Here is an 18,459-nt window from a genome sequence, read left to right as displayed (position 1 = left end):
TTGATTGGCTTCATAAATCGTCGTTCATGTTTCGCCCAATCAAATGCGAAACATGTGAATTGACGACAGGCTATTTTGTTTAGTTTTCAAGGTTCAAATTGTGGTGTCGCCTTTTGACGACGAAATTAAATTTACCACAGCAACCATCAGTTGTCAATAAGTTTTGAGTAACTTTTTAAAACGTTTTGATGTGTTGTTTATGACGTCTTGTTGCGACGACAAAATTTATATTATCACAGGGGTTTATCTATGACAATACTTGATTTTTATTTTTTTGAATTACAAATTTTGAAACAATTAATGCTTGTATTTAGGCAATATAAAAGCCAGGTTCAACAACCTGACCCTTTCATTCATTTAACGTTGGGAAAGTTTTTCTTTGGTGTGTAGTGTAAGCATGAAGTGTGACTAGCCATTCGTTTAAATATGTTAAATAAAGTCGTATATCGTTCTTTAATTGCTTCTCTTACTTGTCCATCGATATGGTCATAGTTGAAATCGTAAATAAGTTCATCCATTTCTCGTTTCAATAAGTACTCTAATTCCCTCTGTTCTTGCTCGTTAATTAACAATCCTAGCACCAATATTCACATCCCTACGAATTTCTCATTCTATCGAAAAAGGTTTCAACATATATATTAACGACTAGTATTCATAAATATAAGTCAATCACTACTTTCTTATACATAATTGCTGAAAATATAGTGAAAAGGTTGGATGTATATGTTTTTTGCCTTAAATTGGACAAGATGGAAGAAGTGGATGTTTATTGGCCTCGCTGGCGTCATTATTTATTTATCCTTTCATCTATCTTCATCATACGTCTTAAACCCAAATGTAGAGGGACAGGCGTCAGGCGGGATTATTAAAAGCCTAAAGGACGAAAAAGAAATTTCAATCACCATTAATGTCGCATGGGGAGACGACGTAATCATTGACATTCTAGAGGTATTGAAGGAGGAAAAAGTCAAAGCAACTTTCTTTGTTAATGGTGAGTGGGCTTTAAGAAATGAAGAAATTGCAAAATTAATTATAGAGGAAAATCATGAAGTCGGTTTATTAGGATTTTATCAAGATCATTACGAAGATCTAACGTTTGATGAAATTACGGAGGATATAAAGAATGGTGAGTCAACGTTAGAGAGGTTAAATTACGAGCCTTTAACACTCGTCAGGCCACCTGAAAATAAATACAACGAATCCGTTGTCAACCACATCAATGATTTAGGATACCGGACGGTTTTTTGGAGTCACTTCGCTAATATTAAACAAAGCACGGACCCTAAACAAAAAGGTGGAAACATATCAAATCAAATGTCAAATGGTGATATTATTTTATTTAAAGCACAGGACAACCTAACAGCAACACCTGAAGTTATCAAACACCTTATTGAACAGAAACGCCAAGATGGGTATAAATTTGTGACTATTACAGAACTTCTATCTCCAGCGAAAATTAAACTTAATCCCTTAAATTAAAAGTAACAAACTTTAAAACATAAGAAAGGGACTTAGATTTATCCAAGTCCCTTCCTAATGAATTCTTTCTACCCTAAATTAAGATGTTTCGTCAATTATTTTCTCTATATATTCAAATGCTTCTTCTTTCTTAATGTTATCTAAGTTAATGTCAAGTCGATACTTCACATCATCAAAAAATGTTATGGCAATTAGTTCGTTATAAGCGCTTCTTTCTTGGTAATAAACATCATGATTGTTCAATTCTTCAACTTCATAGTCGCCTATATCCGGACCAACAAAGGATTCAATTTCTTCACGATTGATTGTTATTTCAAAGTTTACCGTGCCATCATAAGGCCCATAGATATACTCCATATTGAGTGAGTCTTCTTCACTTTCGATTTCCTCATCAGTTGCGACTATTTCTTTTTCTCCCTCAATAGAAGAAAAGCCTAAACTTGCTTTATATACTTGGTCATCGCCTTTATCATTAAGTTTTGTGTGCACTAAAGTATGATCTTCGGGGTCAATTATTTTCATGTCTATCCCTAGTTCATCTTTGATTTCTTCTTGTATATCTTGATACTCATCTTCAGATTGCTCAGTACATCCAATTAATATAATTAATGTAATTAAAATAAAACTTCTAATACTTGATTTCAAACCAAATCCCCCGTAGTTTTACTAAATTGATTTTGTCGAACTATTTCAACCTTATTTAAATTTTAACATATTTTTCTATTTGTTATAAAATTCAGACTATATTCAAGTTTAAAAAAAGCATGGATTCAATTATCAATCCATGCTTTAACTCAAGTAAATAGCTCTATTTCATCTAATTCTTTTCTTTTTCTGATGGACCTTCATTAAATCCTACAATACGATGTAATGTTAAGACTTGATAAGTGTTACATGCTAATAGTGGCACGACCATCAACATCACCCACTCATAACTGCCTTCTCTAAGTGCAGGTATCCACTCTACAGATGTAACGACGACCATAAAGAATAAAGCTGGCAAAAATGCCCGTGGGTGTGAATCTTTTGCCTTCACTTTCGCTACAGCATAAGAATAAATGAGTAACAAAGCTGCTACTAATATATACGACCAAATGTTACCAGGGTCGTCTGCACGTGTATATCTAAAATAAACTAAATCAAATAGTACAATGAGTATAAGTAATATTTGGACATGCTTCCAGAAGAACCCGAAAAAGCCTCGTCCAAACTGATGTATCGTTAAGTATGCAAAAAAGCCCATTTGACTAATCACACTATAAACTAGACCCCAGCCTAAAAACCAAAATAAGGCACCAGTAATATTCCAAAGGTCAAATGGATCTAAATATGGTGTATATGCATCGGTTTGTACAAAGAAACTAGTGATAATTGTTGTCACAGCTCCGATTAATAAAGCTGTTGAGAAAAATTTCAACCACTTTCGTATCGTCACGACCATTTCCCCCTAAACGTATGCTTACTTTACGTATTTTATCATTTATTGCCTATTTTTGCTTGGTTCAAATGTGTATATTTTTTCACAGCATTCTAATATTAACAAGTAAAGAGGGTGTTTAAATTAAGGGGTAATTATAAATGAGACGAATTCAGCTAGTTTTACTAGTGTTTTTAATATTAACTGCCTGTAATCAAGGCGGTAGTAGCGATAGCCAACAAAGCCCTGAGTATGAATCCACCAAAAAAATGGTCGTCGATATCTTAAAAACGGATGATGGCAAAAAAGCTGTTCAGGATATTTTGACAGAAGAACAAATGAAACAACAATTGGTCATCAATTCTGATGTTGTTAAACAATCGGTTGAAAAGTTAGTTGACAGTGACAAAGGAAAAGAATTTTGGAAAAAGTTATTTGAAGACCCTTCATTTGTACAAGCCTATGTTAAGGCTACCGAAGAATCAGATAAGGAATTAATGAAAGGGTTAATGAATGATTCAACTTACCAAGCGCAAATGATTCAACTTTTTCAAAATGAAGATATGCAGAAAATGATTCAATCCGCATTAAAAAGTCAAGCTTTCAAAGAACACCTTGAAGAAACCATTCAAGAAACACTAAACAGTCCGTTATTTAAAGCTCAAATGACTGAAGTGCTGCTTAAAGCAGCTGAGGAAGCTAAACAATCTCAAGAAGGAAATGAGCAACAACAGCAGCAACAAAGTGGTAGTTCCGGCGGCCAAGAAGAAAGTGGTGGTGGTAGTAGTGGAAGTGGTGGCGGGGGCGGAGGCTAAAATATAAAAAGCTGCCGATTTAATCGGCAGCTTTATTATTTACTTCGTTCTTTTCATTAATTTATTTGCCATATTCAAGAACATCTTCCCTGTAGGGTGATCTTCTTGATAGACACCTGGTGCAAATGTATCTTGTTCATCGTAGGGTTGTTGTAATGGCAGACGGCCTAAAATATCCGTATCTAGCACTTCTGCTAATTTATCACCGCCACCTTCACCAAAGACATATTCTTTCTGTCCAGTTAGAGTGCTTTCGAAATATGCCATGTTCTCCACAATACCGACAATTTCATGATCTGCTTTAAATGCCATTTGACCAGCACGTGCAGCAACAAATGCCGCGGTTGGATGTGGTGTCGTAACGATGACTTGTTTATGAGATGGTAATAACTCTTGTACATCAAGGGCAATGTCACCTGTTCCAGGTGGTAAGTCTAATAATAAATAGTCAAGGTCGCCCCATTCCACTTCTTTAAAGAAGCTTGTTAACATTTTACCTAGCATAGGACCTCTCCAAATGATCGGTGAATTATCTTCAACGAAAAAGCCCATGGAAATAATCTGAACACCGAAACGCTCAACAGGTATGATTTTCTCACCGCGAACTTGCGGGCGATTTTCAATCCCCATCATGTCCGGCACACTAAAACCATAAATATCAGCATCGACAATGCCTACTTTTTTACCTAAACGAGCTAATGCAACAGCTAAGTTTACTGTTACTGTTGATTTTCCTACGCCACCTTTACCACTTGCAATCGAGATAAACGTCGTACCAGTTTGGCCAATTAGATTTGCTTCTTGCTCTTGATTGGCGGCTTGCACATATTCATCACGCTTTTCATCTGGTAACTGAGTGAAACGAAGCCCTACCGTTTGGACTCCTTCTTTTTTTAGCATTCCGACAATTTCTTGTTGTAGTTGCATTTGCTCACCAGAGTTTGGTTCTGCTAAAGCAATCTTAATACTAACATGGTTCTTATCCTCTTTAATCTTTATATTTTCAATTGCATCCGTTTCCTCGAATGTCTTATGTATATGAGGGTCTTGTACCGGATTAAGCAATTCTCTTATGCGATCTTCGTTAATCACGCTTACACCATCCTTTAGCTGTGCGAATTTTATATGAAAGAAAACTCGTCACGAAGACGAGCTTTTCAACTTCCACAGCTAGTATAACATAAATCTTTTTACTTCTCAGTTATCTTGATAATCAACATTATGATCATCTTGTACATACTCAATGATTCCCTGATAAACCGCAAATGCTAATTCCCGTTGGTATTCGTCTGTCAGGAGCTTTTGTCTTTCCTCAGCGTTAGATAAAAATCCTAATTCCACTAGAGCTCCGGTTGTTTCTGCGCGTTTTAAGATAAAAATATTTGATGTCGAAAATGCTTTGCGATTCGTTTCAGTTGCCTCACGAATTCGTTCTTGAATGGCCAATGCTAATGCTTGATTTTCATCACCGGAGTAATAAAATGTTTGTCCACCCCTCCATCGTTCATCCATTAGTGAATTTAAGTGTAAGCTGATTAACAAATCTGCATTCCGATCTTGTATAAACTCGACTCTTCTTCTAATATCATATGCTTTCCGCTTAGAATATCCTTTCATATCTTGAGGTGCTAAGTCCTTATCTGTATCCCTTGTTAAATGGACTTCCGCACCAGCTTGTACAAGGTAATCCCTTAAATAAAGGGTGGTATTCAACACAATTGATTTTTCTTTAACATCACCATAATCCGCACCACCATCAACTCCACCATGACCAGGGTCTAATACGATAACTTGTCCGGCTAATGGCATTGTGACATGACCGGGAATTAAGGTGTTCGGAGATGGGTATTTAATTAAATAGATCAATAAACATACGGCTAACAGCCATAACACCACAGATAATCCCTTTTTCATCGTAATCCCCCTCGTCTAACTATATGGACAAGGGCGCTAAAATATGAAGACAAAATAAAAATCCTACTGAAAACTCAGTAGGATTAGCGTTGATTACTTTTTGGATCAAAGGCATCTCGTAAACCATCACCAATAAAGTTAATAGCCAAAACAGTTATAAAAATGGCTACACCAGGTGGTATCCAAGTATACCAATGCTGCCTTAGGATTCTTACACTTAAAGCTTCGTTTAACATATTACCCCAAGTTGGTGTTGGTGGGTTAATACCCATTCCGATAAAACTTAAACCTGCTTCAGCAATGATGACAACCGCAATCATTAACGTTGCATTTACGACAATAGGTCCAATGGTATTTGGGATCATATGTCTAAAAATGATTCTTGAGTTAGAAGCACCAATTGATTTAGCCCCGATTACAAATTCTTGTTCTCTTAAAGATAAGAAGGAACCCCTTATAATACGTGTTAAGTTAGGCCAACTCAAGATCGATAGGATTAGAATGAATAACGGAATTGAAACATTATTCAAAATCGCCATCAGTGTTAATGCAAATACTAAGAATGGCAAGGCTAACACTAAGTCCGTAAACCTCATTAATATACTATCAACTTTTCCACCATAATAACCCGCTAATGAACCAAATAAAATTCCAATTACGAGTGTTACAAACATGGTACTAAAACCTACAGCCAATGAAATTCTCGATCCATACAATAACCTTGCCCAGTTATCCTGACCAGAGCTATTTGTCCCAAGAATATGTTCATCACTTGGCGGTCGCTCAATCATAGCTGTGTTCGTTTGCTCAGGATCATGGTCTGTCCATAACGGCGCTGAAATAGACATGAATAATATGATAATCATAGTAATGACACCTAGAACGGCAAGTTTATTTTTCATAAAACGCCTTAAGGCTAGTTGATAAGGGCTTTTACTTTTCTCTTCTGGAGCACCACTATATTCCGGGTCGTTTTTTGGTGTTTTCAACGTTTCGATTTCCATGTTATTCACCTCAATCGTAGCGAATTCTCGGGTCTACAACACTGTAGAATATGTCTGCCAACAAGTTACCAACCAATATGAAGACACCAAAGATTAATGTTAATGCCATAACAATTGGGTAATCACGGTTGATGACAGCATCTAAGAATAAGGTGCCGAGTCCCGGATAGTTGAATATTCGCTCTGTAATAACGGCTCCCCCAACAAGGACACCGAATTCAAAGCCCATTAATGTGATAATCGGGATTAAAGCATTACGCAATGTATGCTTATATAATACAACCCGATCTGTCATACCTTTTGCCTTCGCCGTTCGAATGTAGTCACTACCTAATACGTCTATTACTTCAGAACGCATATAACGCATATATGTAGCTGTACTTGCTAAACCTAGTGTAATACCAGGTAAAATCATGTGATGAATTCGATCAAAAAACTCCTTCATTCCAGAAACATCAGATCCACTCACTGTTCCTTGTGGCGGGAACCAACCTAATTTTATCGCTAAGAAATAAATAGCTAAAAGACCAAAGAAGAAGTTTGGTATCGCTAAACCAACAAAACCAAACCCAGTTCCAAAATAATCTAATATGGAATAAGGATTTCTAGCAGAATAAACGCCAATAGGAATTGCTACAATTAACGTAAAGAATAAAGCTACTAATCCTAAGTAGACGGTATTCCAAAATCGAGCTGATATTAAATCCATAACTGGACGGGAGTTGTACACAATCGACTCCCCAAAATCCCCTTGTACCGCATTTCCAATCCAGCGGGCATATTGAACAGGTATTGAATCGTTAAGTCCTAGTTCATCTCTTCGATCTTCATATACTTCTGGGTCAATTGTTGGATCAAGCATCGTTGAAAATGGATCACCAGGGGCTGCTTTAGCTAAGCCAAATACTATGACAGATAAAGCAAAAAGCATCGGTATGAAAATGAGTAATCTTCTAATGATATATTTATACATACTATTCCTCCCTGTTCAAAAAAAGGGGGTGGGTACGCGATTAATACCGCATACCCACTAAATATTTAGTCTTACATTCAATCTATCTTCCGATTATTGTGCGTCTTCAACCCACCATAAGTGTGGATCGTTGATGAAGCCCATTGGTAATGGATCTACACCGTTTAAACGCTCGTTATATGCATAGATCTTGTTTTGTGCATATAAGATAACAGCTGGTAAGTCAGTAGCGAATAGCTCTTGCCACTCTTGATAAGTTTGAGTACGGAACTCCTGATCAAATGCATCCGGTGTTTGAAGAGCCTTGTTAATTAGCTCATCAGATTCCGGATTGTTCCAACGAGAGATATTGTACTGCGCTTCGATGTTCCATAGACCAGTTGGGTCTGGGTCACCACTACCTAATGACCAACCGATTAGGTAAAGGTCTAGACCATCAAGTGCTTCTTCTGAATCATTAAAGATAATGTCGTTAGAGTATGCTGACATTTCTCTAGGATTACGTAGTTCGACTTTAATACCAACTTTTTCTAAGTCATCTTTGATAACTGGAGCTGAATCTTCACGGATTTTATTACCAGTTGGATATTCTAAGTCAAGAACCCACTCTTCTCCATCTGGATTTTCACGGAAACCATCATCGTTTACATCTACATATCCTGCTTCATCTAATAATGCCTCAGCTTCTTCAGTGCTGTATTCATACTGAGGAACCTCATCTGTATAAGCCCAGAACTGTTGTGCGATCGGTGCATTAATAACGCTTCCTCGGCCGCGTAACAGACCTTCTACCATACCTTGACGGTTAATCGCATAAGCGATTGCTTGACGTACTTTTTGATCTGCTACATCTGGATTTTCCACCCAGTTGTCTGGGTTAATTGTTCCTGCCTCAGCATCCTCTGCTGTACGATAGTTCATCTTGAAGCCCATTAACTGATAACCGAAATCAGTCTGCTCGATCATTTCAACATTTTCATATCCATCAACCATTTCGTAGTCTGCCGCTGGTACACCGTTAGGGTCAGCTACAAAGTCAATATCACCTGACTCAAGTAAGCTTGTGATAACTGACTGATCTACAATGTCCCATTTGATACTTTCAAGATACGGAGTACCTTGCCAGTAGTCATCGTGACGAGTTAGAACATACTCTTCACGTTCAACCATTTCTGTGAACTTAAATGGCCCTGTACCGATTACTTCACCTGCATCTAATGTTGCTGGGTGACTAGGCTGTTCTTCAATCGGAATGTCTCCGAATACGTGCTCAGGAATAATTGGGTAGCTTGCATAATAAACTGGGTTTACGTTTGGCTCAGCAAAGTGGAACTTCACTGTGTATTCATCAACCATTTCTACCCCTTCAAAAGTATCAGCTTCACCAGAAGAGAACTCTTCATAACCTACAAGTGGTTGAACAAAGGTCGTACGAATACCACCTGCTTCAGTGTAACCTGGTGATGCAATTGCCGTGTAAGTGTAAATGACGTCTTCAGCGTTAAATTCTTCTCCATCATGCCAAGTGACGCCTTCACGTAAATACATTGTTAATTCCGTCTGATCATCATTGGCTTCCCAATCTTCAGCTAACTGAGGAATGAATTCTAGGTTATCATTCTGTCCAGCTAGACTTTCGTGTGTAAAGTCTAGAATGTTAGCCTCATAAGCTTCTGAGTAGAAAATAGGGTTAAAGATACCATCAGGAGCAGTATCCATCGCACCAACTAATTCTCCACCAGAAACTGGTCCTTCTTCTTCCTCTTCTTCCTCATTATTTTCATCTTCATTGTTATCATCTTGTTGTTCCTGTTCGTCTTCATCATCAGGATCGTCTCCGCCTTCGTCACTATTACAAGCAACTAATAGAAAGGCAAATAGTGTTAATACAACTAAAAGATACCAAAACTTTTTGTTTAACAAACTTAATCCCCCCTTAAAATATTAGAAAAAACATAGAAACACTTAAATCTTCCTCTTTCATCACCCCCCATAATTTATGTAACCTTCACTGCTCTTCATCATATAAGTGACACGCAACGTAATGCCCATCACCCATATGTTGTAGCTCAGGTCTTACCTCTGCGCATTTATCATGTGCCATTGGACAACGAGTTCTAAACGCGCACCCACTTGGTGGATTAGATGGGCTTGGTAGGTCCCCTTCTAATTTGACTTTCTCCTTCTCTAAATCAACATCCGTATCTGGAATTGCCGATAATAGAGCCTGTGTATACGGGTGAAGTGGTTCTTTATAAATGGCATGCTTTGGTGCAATTTCTGCTAATCTTCCTAAGTACATAACCCCTACGCGATCACTAATATGTTTAACAACACTTAAATCATGTGAGATAAATAAATAAGTTAATCCCAAATCTTCTTGTAAGTCGGACATTAGATTTAATACTTGAGCTTGAATTGATACGTCTAACGCCGATACGGCTTCATCTGCAATTACAAACTTTGGATTATTAGCTAACGCACGCGCAATACTAATTCTTTGGCGTTGCCCTCCCGAGAACTCATGAGGGTATTTCAACCTGTCGCTCGCTCTTAGTCCAACTTTTTCAAGCAAGTAATTTATGCGTTTTTTTCGTTCCTTCTTACCCATATCAGTTTGAATAATCATCGGTTCTTCGATTAATTGTTCAACACTCATTTTTGAGTTCAAAGATGCAAAAGGATCTTGGAATACAATCTGCATTTCTTTTCTAAAAGGCCGCATTTTTTTATGACTTAAATGAGTGATATCGTGATCTTCAAAAAGGACTTTTCCTTCCGTCGGCTCTAATAGTCTTAGAATCATTCGACCTAATGTTGACTTTCCGGAACCAGACTCCCCAACAATACCAAGCGTCTCCCCTTGCTTAACATCGAATGTAACACCATCAACAGCTTTCACATTTCCAACTGTACGTTTCAAAATGCCGCCTTTTATTGGAAAGTACTTTTTTAAATCTTCTACTTTTAAAATCGTTTCTTGATCGGTTTGTACCGTTTGTTTTTCTTCAACAGTCGCCATGATTTGCCTCCTTAATCCTCTGTATATAAGTAGCAGCGTACTGCATGTTCATGATCTAAATCTATTAGTTCAGGATTGGACTCAAAGCACTTATCCATTGCGTGTGGACACCGGCTTGAAAAACGACATCCAGTTGGGAATTTGTGTGCTGGTGGCACCATTCCACGAATTGTACCTAATCGTTCCAAGTCATTGTGTACACTTGGTAAACTCTCTAGAAGACCCTCTGTATAAGGATGTTTTGGATCCTTAAATAAGTTACGCTTTGGTGACTGCTCTACAATTTGTCCGCCATACATAACGAGTACGCGATCAGCATACTCAGCTACTACCCCTAAATCATGCGTAATCAGCAACAAGCCCATCTCGAGCTTTTCTTTCATATCTGACATTAAATCTAAAATTTGAGCTTGTATCGTTACATCTAATGCTGTTGTGGGCTCATCCGCAATTAATAGCTTCGGGTCACATGAAATGGCAATCGCAATCATTGCACGTTGTCTCATACCACCAGATAGTTGGTGTGGATACTCATCAACTGTATCTTCTGCGCGCGGAAATCCTACTAACTTCAGTAAATCAATTGCTCGACGTTTTGCTTGTTTTCGGTTCATCTTTTTATGTTTTCTTAATACTTCAGTTATTTGATTTCCGATCGTATAAACTGGATTTAACGCTGTCATAGGCTCTTGGAAAATCATCGCCATATCATTACCACGAATTTTAGTCATCTCTCTGTTGGATAGATTTAATAAGTTTCTGCCTAATAGACTAATTTCACCGTCAACAATTTTTCCCGGTTTATTAATCAATTGCATAATTGATAGCGACGTAATACTTTTTCCACTTCCTGATTCACCAACTATGGCAACTGTCTCCCCAGCTTTTACGGTTAAGTCTACGTCATCTACCGCTTTAGCTACCTGATCGTCATCCAGGTAAAAATACGTTTTTAAGTCTTTTACTTCTAACACTGTCTCGTTTGTCACCTAGCAACACCCCAACTTGTATAATCAGAACAAAATATGTACTAACAAAAAATAACTCTTAAAAAATATGCTTCGTTGTTTTAAAATATTAACGAGATTTTTAAGATATTTAGACTATGAATTAATATAAACAGACTTTTGTAATTTTTTCAATATTTTAAATATGACTAATTTTGTGAATTTTTGTCGAACATGATTGAAATTTGTCGAAAATGTCATTTTTTCTATAAAAAATTCAATATAGTTCGGGAACCGAATATTACAGTAGTTGAATATTTAGTATACAGAAGTATATTAGAATAATAATATTGACAAATAGATAAATCTTTTTTAAAGTAGTAGAAATATATTTTGAAGGGAGAAATTTAAAGCGATGATTCAATAATCTTACTTTATAGTTCGAATCAAATAGCAGTTAAATTTTGGCTGAAATTCTGCCTTACTGCCTATCTATGGTTCTTTTGAGTAGGATTATTGTGTACTCCTTTAAATGACAGCTCTATTCTAGGGTTCTCCGTTACCAATTTTCGGTTGGTCTGTTTAAACGTACGCATATCCCCTATCTCAGAAGCGAGATAGGGGATATTTATGTTTAGGAGATGATTATTTGAAAGGTAATATTATAATTAAAAGTTTATGTTTTAAATATATATCAATGATAAATCCAATGTTCCAAGACGTTAATTTAAACATACATGAAAGTTGGAAACTAGGTCTCGTCGGTCGAAACGGAAGAGGTAAAACGACCTTCTTAAAGATTCTAATGGACCAGTTAGACTATGAAGGATCTATACATTCGAATCTAGAATTTGAATATTTTCCCATTTATCCAGAGAAAGACTTAACAACTCTAGATGTTTTACTAGAACGTAATCCATTGGTTGAAATTTGGGAAATTGAACGAGAGCTGAATTATATGGAGCTATCACATGACATTCTTTATCGTAATTTCAATCAACTAAGCGGAGGAGAGCAAACCAAGATTCTACTAATCGAGTTATTTTTAGACGACCAGGCATTTCCGTTAATTGACGAGCCGACGAATAATTTAGATCTGCATGGAAGACAAATGGTTGGCCAATACTTAAATAACAAAACAGGTTACATTGTAGTGAGCCATGATGAATATTTTCTTAACCAGTTTGTCGATCATATTTTAGCTATAAACAAAGAATCAATCGACCTTATAGCTGGAGATGTTGACACTTGGAAAACCGAAAAGGAACGTGCTGACCGATTAACAAAGGAGAAAAACGAGAAACTCAAAGGAGAAATCAAGCGTCTAGATCAAGTTTCAAGACAAGTTAACAATTGGGGATTACAAAGAGAAAACAGCACAAAAGATTCTTCAGAACGACGATTAGCTGCCAAACAAATGAAAAGAGCTAAAGCCATTAGGAAAAGAACCGAGGAAAAAGTTATTGAAAAAGAAGAGCTCATTGATAATATTGAAGAAGTTTCTAAACTTAAATTTAACGTAGTAAGGCCTCAAAAACAGATCCTCTCTTTTCGTGAGTTTTCTATTTTAAGAGGTGGCGTTCCTTTGTTTTCTCCTATCAACGTTGATCTCTATCCATCTGAAAGATTATTTATTGAAGGGCACAATGGCGTTGGAAAGTCGACCTTATTAAATTTTATTATAGGTGAAGAGAAACTAGAGACCATTGGAGAATATGACATTAAACTCCCGGAACAACAGTCGGTTTTACACCAGAAAAACCAAGGTCGGGTAGATTTACATTCGTATTTACAGTCGATGACGTCTAAGGAAGAAAAAGAGGAATACCTATATCTATTGCATCAACTAGGTATGAGCCGAAAACTTTTCTCAAGTCCTCAAGGGAAACAATGGAGCTCTGGTGAAAAGAAAAAGATGTTATTAGCAAAAGCCCTTTTGAATCATCATCAACTATTCATCTGGGATGAGGTGACCAACAGTCTCGACCTTTTTGTCATTTATCAGTTGATAGATGCTATAAACGACTATCAACCAACTATGATCAGCGTCGATCATAATGAACACTATGTTGATGCTGTTGCGACAAAGAAGGTTTTATTAGACCCTTATAATAAATAGCAAATAATAAACCCACTCTCATAAATCTTGTTAAGAGAGTGGGTTTATTTAGGCTATTAACGCTTAGAGAACTGTGGTGCACGACGAGCGCCTTTAAGACCGTATTTCTTACGCTCTTATATCAACCAAATTTAACACAATTTAATAAAAAGTGAGTCATTTGTGAGTCAAAAAATAAGAGAAATTTCCTTCTTATTGTAAATCAGGTCTGTTATTTGAATGTGTTGTCCGTGCAAAAAGATGCCTTCTTAATAAAAAAAGCACTTGATTGCTAAATACGTTTTAAACCTAATATCCCAGGTATAAAATTAGAACCTAGATAAAAAATATTAGGCATCAATAGAGAAAGGAGATTATCTTTATGGATTTAAACTTAATTTGGCAAACATTTCTTATCTTTGCTATGGGAACGATTATTTTAAGAATAGGCGGAAGAAAAACAATCTCTCAAATGACTATTCCCCAAACGGTTATGATGATTGCCATCGGCACATTACTTATTCAACCCGTATCTGGCCGGGGGCTTTGGACGACTTTTGGAATTGCTGGGTTATTAGTGCTTTTTCTAATTATAGCTGAATTTATCCAATTAAAATTTGACAATACAGAAACAGTACTATCTGGTAAAGCTGTACCTGTTATTGAAAATGGCAATTTAATTGAGAACAACTTAAAAAAACATAGATTAACTGTTGATAAATTAGAAGAACGATTACGGAACGCAGGCGTTTCTAATATTCATGATGTTCAATATGCTACATTAGAATCTAATGGACAATTAGGCTATACTTTAAAATTGGAAAAACAACCTGCCACAAAAGAAGATATCCAAAACCTGATTAAGTTCATTCAAAATGGACAACGATTAGAACCCAATAATCAATCACAAGATAATATTTTCACTGAAACGTTAAAGAATAATGCTGATGACACACCTAAACATTTACAATAGGTTCTGTTTAAACGATTATCTATAGGTCATAAACCCTAATGGTAAGGTATTATGTTTTGGAGCCAAAAATTTAAATACAAGGTTTGCTTGAATTTTGAATCTGGTGCAGAGCCATACGAAGTTCAAAATCGACTCGGTCATGAAAGCATTCAAACCACTTATAATATATACTTATGTAACGAATAAATCCAGAGAAAAAACTGCCCAAAAATTCCTAAATTATATGACAAACGATTAAATGTGAGTCATTTGTGAGTCAAAAACTAAAAATATAAAAAACCTCTCTTTTTCCAAAATAGAAAAGAGAGGCTTTGGATCCTTGTGTGACAAGAATTTTAACGCTTAGAGAACTGTGGTGCACGACGAGCGCCTTTAAGACCGTATTTCTTACGCTCTTTCGCACGAGGATCACGAGTTAGGAATCCAGCGCGCTTTAATGTTGGGCGATAGTCAGGGTCTGCTTCTAATAGTGCGCGAGCAACACCTAGACGGATCGCTCCTGCTTGACCTGTATATCCACCACCGTTAACGTTTGCTAGAACATCATAGTTACCAATAGTTTCAGTTGATTCTAATGGCTGGTTGATGACTAAGCGTAACGTTTCATGTGGGAAGTACTCTTGTGCATCTACATCATTTACAATAATTTTTCCGCTTCCAGGAACTAGACGCACACGAGCTACCGAGCTCTTACGACGACCTGTTCCGTAGTATTGTACTTGTGCCAAAGTCTTTACCTCCTTTTACTTACCCGCGAAGTTCGTAAACTTCTGGATTTTGTGCTTGATGTTTGTGTTCAGGTCCACGATAAACGTGAAGTTTTTTACCCATTTTACGACCTAGCTTGTTTTTCGGTAGCATTCCTTTAACAGCTAGTTCAAGCATTTGTTCAGGGTAGTTTTGGCGCATAACGTTTGCGCTGCGTGCCTTTAAACCACCAGGGTAGTTTGAATGGCGGTAATACATTTTATCTGTTAATTTTTTACCTGTTAATTGTACTTTATCAGCATTCACGATAATTACGTGATCACCAGTATCAACGTGTGGTGTGTAAGTTGGTTTATGCTTGCCGCGAAGAAGTGTTGCAACTTCTGTAGCTAGACGACCTAGCGTTTGTCCTTCGGCATCAACCACATACCATTTACGCTCAACGTTGTTTTCATTAGCCATGAAAGTTGTGCGCATTTGCTTTCCCTCCTATATCAATCGATTCTATCGAACATATTTTTATCTTCATCACGAGTAGTTCCGGGGCTATTCGTGGTTATGATAAAATGCCATAGAATATATTATAATATCTATGGCATGAATGTCAAGATAAATCAGCTTTATTTAGCTGTAAATTTTATCATTTTACATTTGATGTTGTGATTCGCTCACGGCGGACGCTTTCCGCGGGCACGGCCTCAACTTCCCAAAGCTCACTGTCGTTTCGCTACACTGAAGATGTTCGGCTAAGTTCGCAACGTCCTGTTGCAACGCCGAACTGACCCACATCCTGTGGCCCCTCGGCTCGTGCTGTTCCCACTGGAGTCGCCGCCTTCGCTCATCACAATACAAACCAATCTTAAGAATTAGTTCAAAACCACACTTGCTCGTTGTGTTTTGGCTGCTTCAACTGTATGTTTGAGTAACATAGAAATTGTGACAGGGCCAACTCCACCAGGAACAGGTGTAATAGCTGACGATTTAGGATAACATGTTTCGTAATCACAGTCACCTATATTTCCTGGATTATAGCCGGCATCTAATACAATCGCTCCTTCTTTCAACCATTCGCCCTTAATAAACTTCGGACGGCCGACAGCTGCAATAATGATGTCTGCCTGACTGATTACCTCAGGTAAATTTTCTGTTTTTGAATGACTAATCGTCACCGTCGCATTTCGGTTAAGGAGCATCATGGACACAGGTTTTCCTAAAATCGGGCTACGGCCAACAACCACCGCGTGCTTACCTTCAATGGATAAGTTATAATGATCAATTATTTGTAAAATAGCGGCAGGTGTACAACATGGGTATGCGCCCAGTTGAAACGTTGTTGCCCCAAAACCGTGTGCAGTTACGCCATCGACATCTTTTTCTAACGCAATTGTATCAAAAGCTTTACGTTCATCAATATGACTTGGTACGGGATGTTGTAGCAAAATACCGTGCACACTGGCGTCTTCATTTAACTGCTTAATGACATTAAGCAGTTCTTCTGTCGTCGTTTCTTCTGGTAGAAAAACTCGCTCAGATTCCATTCCTAACTTATGACATGTATTAGCTTTCATTTGGACGTATGTCTTAGATGCTTCATCGTCTCCGACTAAAATGGTGGCTAATTTAGGCGTTATCTCCGCTTCTTTTAACCGTTCAACTTCCACTCTCAGTTCGTTTTTGATTGACTGAGCAACCTTTTTTCCGTCTAGAATTATTGGATTCATGGTTTAACCTCCTAATAATTGAAGAGTGATCCACTCTCCGCCCAGACGACCGGCATGATTCACATACAGTTCCACCATGGTCAATTCCATTTAAGTCGTCAGTCACTGTATGTGCTAAAATGATGTGATTGAATGTGCTCGCTTGGCGATATCTTTTCGATAAAAAGTGTGTGCAGAATCAAATGATTTCATATCAGCGTAGACACGCTCTTTGGCTTCCTCCAGCTTTTCATGTTGCGCTGCAACAAGTAATAAACGTCCACCATTCGTTTTCCACTGTCCATCTTCAAACTTAGTCCCAGCGTGAAATAGCAGATTGTCACTCGATTGTACTTGAAGACCTTGAATGGGCTGACCTTTTTCATAAGCGCCCGGATATCCCTTGGATGCTAACACAACTCCTACGGCAAATTTGTTAGACCACAACAAATTCACTGGTTCTTCAGCCATGACATGTTCTATTACTTCGACTAAATCATTTTCTAGCCTAGGCAGTACAACTTGTGCTTCTGGGTCGCCAAGCCGTGCGTTAAATTCGATGACTTTCGGTCCATTGTTTGTTTTTATTAAGCCTGCATATAACACCCCTTGAAAAGGGCGTCCTTCTTGAACTAACGCTTCAGCTGTTGGCTTCAACACTTGCTCAACGGACTCTCGTTTAATGTTTTCTGACAGTTGAGGAACCGGTGAATAAGCTCCCATGCCGCCTGTATTCGGCCCTTCATCTTGATCGAATGCCCGCTTATGGTCTTGTGACAATTCCATAGGATAAACCCTCATTCCATTAACAAAAGCCATTAGCGAGAATTCTTCGCCTTCTAAAAATTCCTCAATCACAATCGTCTGACTCGCCTCGCCAAAACGCCCGTCTAACATATCAACAATCGCTTGATCAGCTTCTTGAATGGTTTTGGCGATTACAACGCCTTTTCCAGCTGCTAATCCATCTGCCTTAATCACAATGGGTACACCTACTTGCCTGACATAAGATTGAGCCGGTTCAACATCATCAAATACGTCATATCGAGCTGTTGGAATCCCATACCGGCTCATTAGCTGTTTGGCATACTGTTTACGACCTTCTATTTCAGCCGCTTTTTGCGTCGGCCCGAATATGTTAAGCCCTTCAGCTTGAAAACGGTCTACGATTCCATCCATTAATGGCGCTTCCGGACCTACAATCGTTAAAGCGATGTCTGTTTTTTTCACAAATGAGATCAATCCATTTATATCATCTTCGTCGATTACGATTGTTTTCGCTACATCCTTCATGCCATCATTACCCGGTGCAACGTATACCTCACTAACTTGATCACTCTGCTTCAACTTCCACGCTAAAACATGCTCACGTCCTCCACGTCCAATGACTAATACGTTCATAAGGACCT

18 protein-coding genes, 1 pseudogene and 1 riboswitch are annotated in these 18,459 nt (G+C 37.8%); of the genes and pseudogenes, 4 read left to right on the top strand and 15 right to left on the bottom strand.

Going from position 1 to position 18,459, the window contains the following annotated elements:
- Positions 1-353 precede the first annotated feature (353 nt).
- Complete coding sequence (locus EDC24_RS15060; protein WP_124224023.1) at positions 354-581, bottom strand: hypothetical protein; 228 nt, start codon at positions 579-581, stop codon at positions 354-356.
- 142 nt (positions 582-723) lie between these two features.
- Between EDC24_RS15060 and EDC24_RS15055 the strand changes: the two genes are divergently transcribed.
- Entirely contained in the window at positions 724-1,479 is a 756-nt protein-coding gene (locus EDC24_RS15055; protein WP_170158609.1) for a polysaccharide deacetylase family protein, read from the top strand.
- Positions 1,480-1,557: 78 nt separating this feature from the next.
- Here EDC24_RS15055 and EDC24_RS15050 read toward each other — a convergent pair whose 3' ends face one another.
- Both EDC24_RS15050 and EDC24_RS15045 read right to left on the bottom strand, forming a co-directional pair.
- Positions 1,558-2,124: a hypothetical protein gene (locus EDC24_RS15050; protein WP_124224020.1), complete on the bottom strand. Its 567-nt coding sequence runs from the start codon at positions 2,122-2,124 to the stop codon at positions 1,558-1,560.
- A gap of 172 nt (positions 2,125-2,296) precedes the next feature.
- A complete protein-coding gene (locus EDC24_RS15045) occupies positions 2,297-2,920 on the bottom strand; it encodes a KinB-signaling pathway activation protein (protein ID WP_425455195.1) in 624 nt (207 codons plus the stop codon).
- Between the two features lie 137 nt (positions 2,921-3,057).
- On the opposite strand from EDC24_RS15045, the gene gerD reads away from it, so the two are divergent.
- A complete protein-coding gene (gene gerD / locus EDC24_RS15040; protein WP_124224016.1) occupies positions 3,058-3,711 on the top strand; it encodes a spore germination lipoprotein GerD in 654 nt (217 codons plus the stop codon).
- 39 nt (positions 3,712-3,750) lie between these two features.
- On the opposite strand, the gene EDC24_RS15035 is transcribed toward gerD, so the two are convergent.
- The 7 genes from EDC24_RS15035 to EDC24_RS15005 form a co-directional block, all read right to left on the bottom strand.
- Positions 3,751-4,803 (bottom strand): Mrp/NBP35 family ATP-binding protein, encoded by a 1,053-nt coding sequence (locus EDC24_RS15035; protein WP_124224014.1) that lies wholly within the window; start codon positions 4,801-4,803, stop codon positions 3,751-3,753.
- A gap of 105 nt (positions 4,804-4,908) precedes the next feature.
- On the bottom strand, positions 4,909-5,625 hold the full coding sequence (locus EDC24_RS15030; protein ID WP_124224012.1) for an N-acetylmuramoyl-L-alanine amidase: 717 nt from the start codon (positions 5,623-5,625) through the stop codon (positions 4,909-4,911).
- Positions 5,626-5,708: 83 nt separating this feature from the next.
- Positions 5,709-6,629, bottom strand: a complete 921-nt coding sequence (opp4C, locus tag EDC24_RS15025; RefSeq protein ID WP_124224010.1) for an oligopeptide ABC transporter permease — start codon at positions 6,627-6,629, stop codon at positions 5,709-5,711.
- A gap of 10 nt (positions 6,630-6,639) precedes the next feature.
- On the bottom strand, positions 6,640-7,602 hold the full coding sequence (locus EDC24_RS15020; protein WP_124224008.1) for an ABC transporter permease: 963 nt from the start codon (positions 7,600-7,602) through the stop codon (positions 6,640-6,642).
- A gap of 93 nt (positions 7,603-7,695) precedes the next feature.
- Positions 7,696-9,525 carry a peptide-binding protein gene (locus EDC24_RS15015; RefSeq protein ID WP_124224006.1) on the bottom strand — a complete coding sequence of 610 codons (1,830 nt, stop codon included), beginning with the start codon at positions 9,523-9,525 and terminating at the stop codon, positions 7,696-7,698.
- 85 nt (positions 9,526-9,610) lie between these two features.
- A complete protein-coding gene (locus EDC24_RS15010) occupies positions 9,611-10,624 on the bottom strand; it encodes an ABC transporter ATP-binding protein (protein ID WP_124224004.1) in 1,014 nt (337 codons plus the stop codon).
- Positions 10,625-10,635: 11 nt separating this feature from the next.
- Positions 10,636-11,613: an ABC transporter ATP-binding protein gene (locus EDC24_RS15005; RefSeq protein ID WP_124224002.1), complete on the bottom strand. Its 978-nt coding sequence runs from the start codon at positions 11,611-11,613 to the stop codon at positions 10,636-10,638.
- A 655-nt stretch (positions 11,614-12,268) separates the two neighbouring features.
- On the opposite strand from EDC24_RS15005, the gene EDC24_RS15000 reads away from it, so the two are divergent.
- Positions 12,269-13,690 (top strand): ATP-binding cassette domain-containing protein, encoded by a 1,422-nt coding sequence (locus EDC24_RS15000; protein ID WP_245998217.1) that lies wholly within the window; start codon positions 12,269-12,271, stop codon positions 13,688-13,690.
- A gap of 56 nt (positions 13,691-13,746) precedes the next feature.
- Here EDC24_RS15000 and rpsI (EDC24_RS15530) read toward each other — a convergent pair.
- Positions 13,747-13,806: pseudogene (gene rpsI / locus EDC24_RS15530) on the bottom strand (30S ribosomal protein S9); the annotation flags it as partial.
- A 245-nt stretch (positions 13,807-14,051) separates the two neighbouring features.
- On the opposite strand from rpsI (EDC24_RS15530), the gene EDC24_RS14995 reads away from it, so the two are divergent.
- Positions 14,052-14,642: a DUF421 domain-containing protein gene (locus EDC24_RS14995; protein ID WP_124223998.1), complete on the top strand. Its 591-nt coding sequence runs from the start codon at positions 14,052-14,054 to the stop codon at positions 14,640-14,642.
- A 335-nt stretch (positions 14,643-14,977) separates the two neighbouring features.
- Here the strand turns inward: EDC24_RS14995 and rpsI (EDC24_RS14990) are convergent, their stop codons facing one another.
- The 4 genes from rpsI (EDC24_RS14990) to purD form a co-directional block, all read right to left on the bottom strand.
- A complete protein-coding gene (rpsI, locus tag EDC24_RS14990) occupies positions 14,978-15,370 on the bottom strand; it encodes a 30S ribosomal protein S9 (protein WP_124223996.1) in 393 nt (130 codons plus the stop codon).
- Between the two features lie 19 nt (positions 15,371-15,389).
- Entirely contained in the window at positions 15,390-15,827 is a 438-nt protein-coding gene (rplM, locus tag EDC24_RS14985) for a 50S ribosomal protein L13 (protein WP_124223994.1), read from the bottom strand.
- Between the two features lie 389 nt (positions 15,828-16,216).
- Positions 16,217-17,071 carry a bifunctional 5,10-methylenetetrahydrofolate dehydrogenase/5,10-methenyltetrahydrofolate cyclohydrolase gene (locus EDC24_RS14980; protein ID WP_124223992.1) on the bottom strand — a complete coding sequence of 285 codons (855 nt, stop codon included), beginning with the start codon at positions 17,069-17,071 and terminating at the stop codon, positions 16,217-16,219.
- A gap of 32 nt (positions 17,072-17,103) precedes the next feature.
- Positions 17,104-17,187, bottom strand: a riboswitch (ZMP/ZTP riboswitch).
- Entirely contained in the window at positions 17,186-18,451 is a 1,266-nt protein-coding gene (purD, locus tag EDC24_RS14975) for a phosphoribosylamine--glycine ligase (RefSeq protein ID WP_124223990.1), read from the bottom strand. Its footprint overlaps the riboswitch before it by 2 nt.
- Positions 18,452-18,459 lie beyond the last annotated feature (8 nt).

It is taken from the genome of Aquisalibacillus elongatus (assembly GCF_003843875.1).
Classification (GTDB): Bacteria; Bacillota; Bacilli; order Bacillales; family Alkalibacillaceae; genus Aquisalibacillus; species Aquisalibacillus elongatus.
Note: the sequence above shows the minus strand (reverse complement) of the source record. Positions and strands in the feature narration are given on the sequence as shown.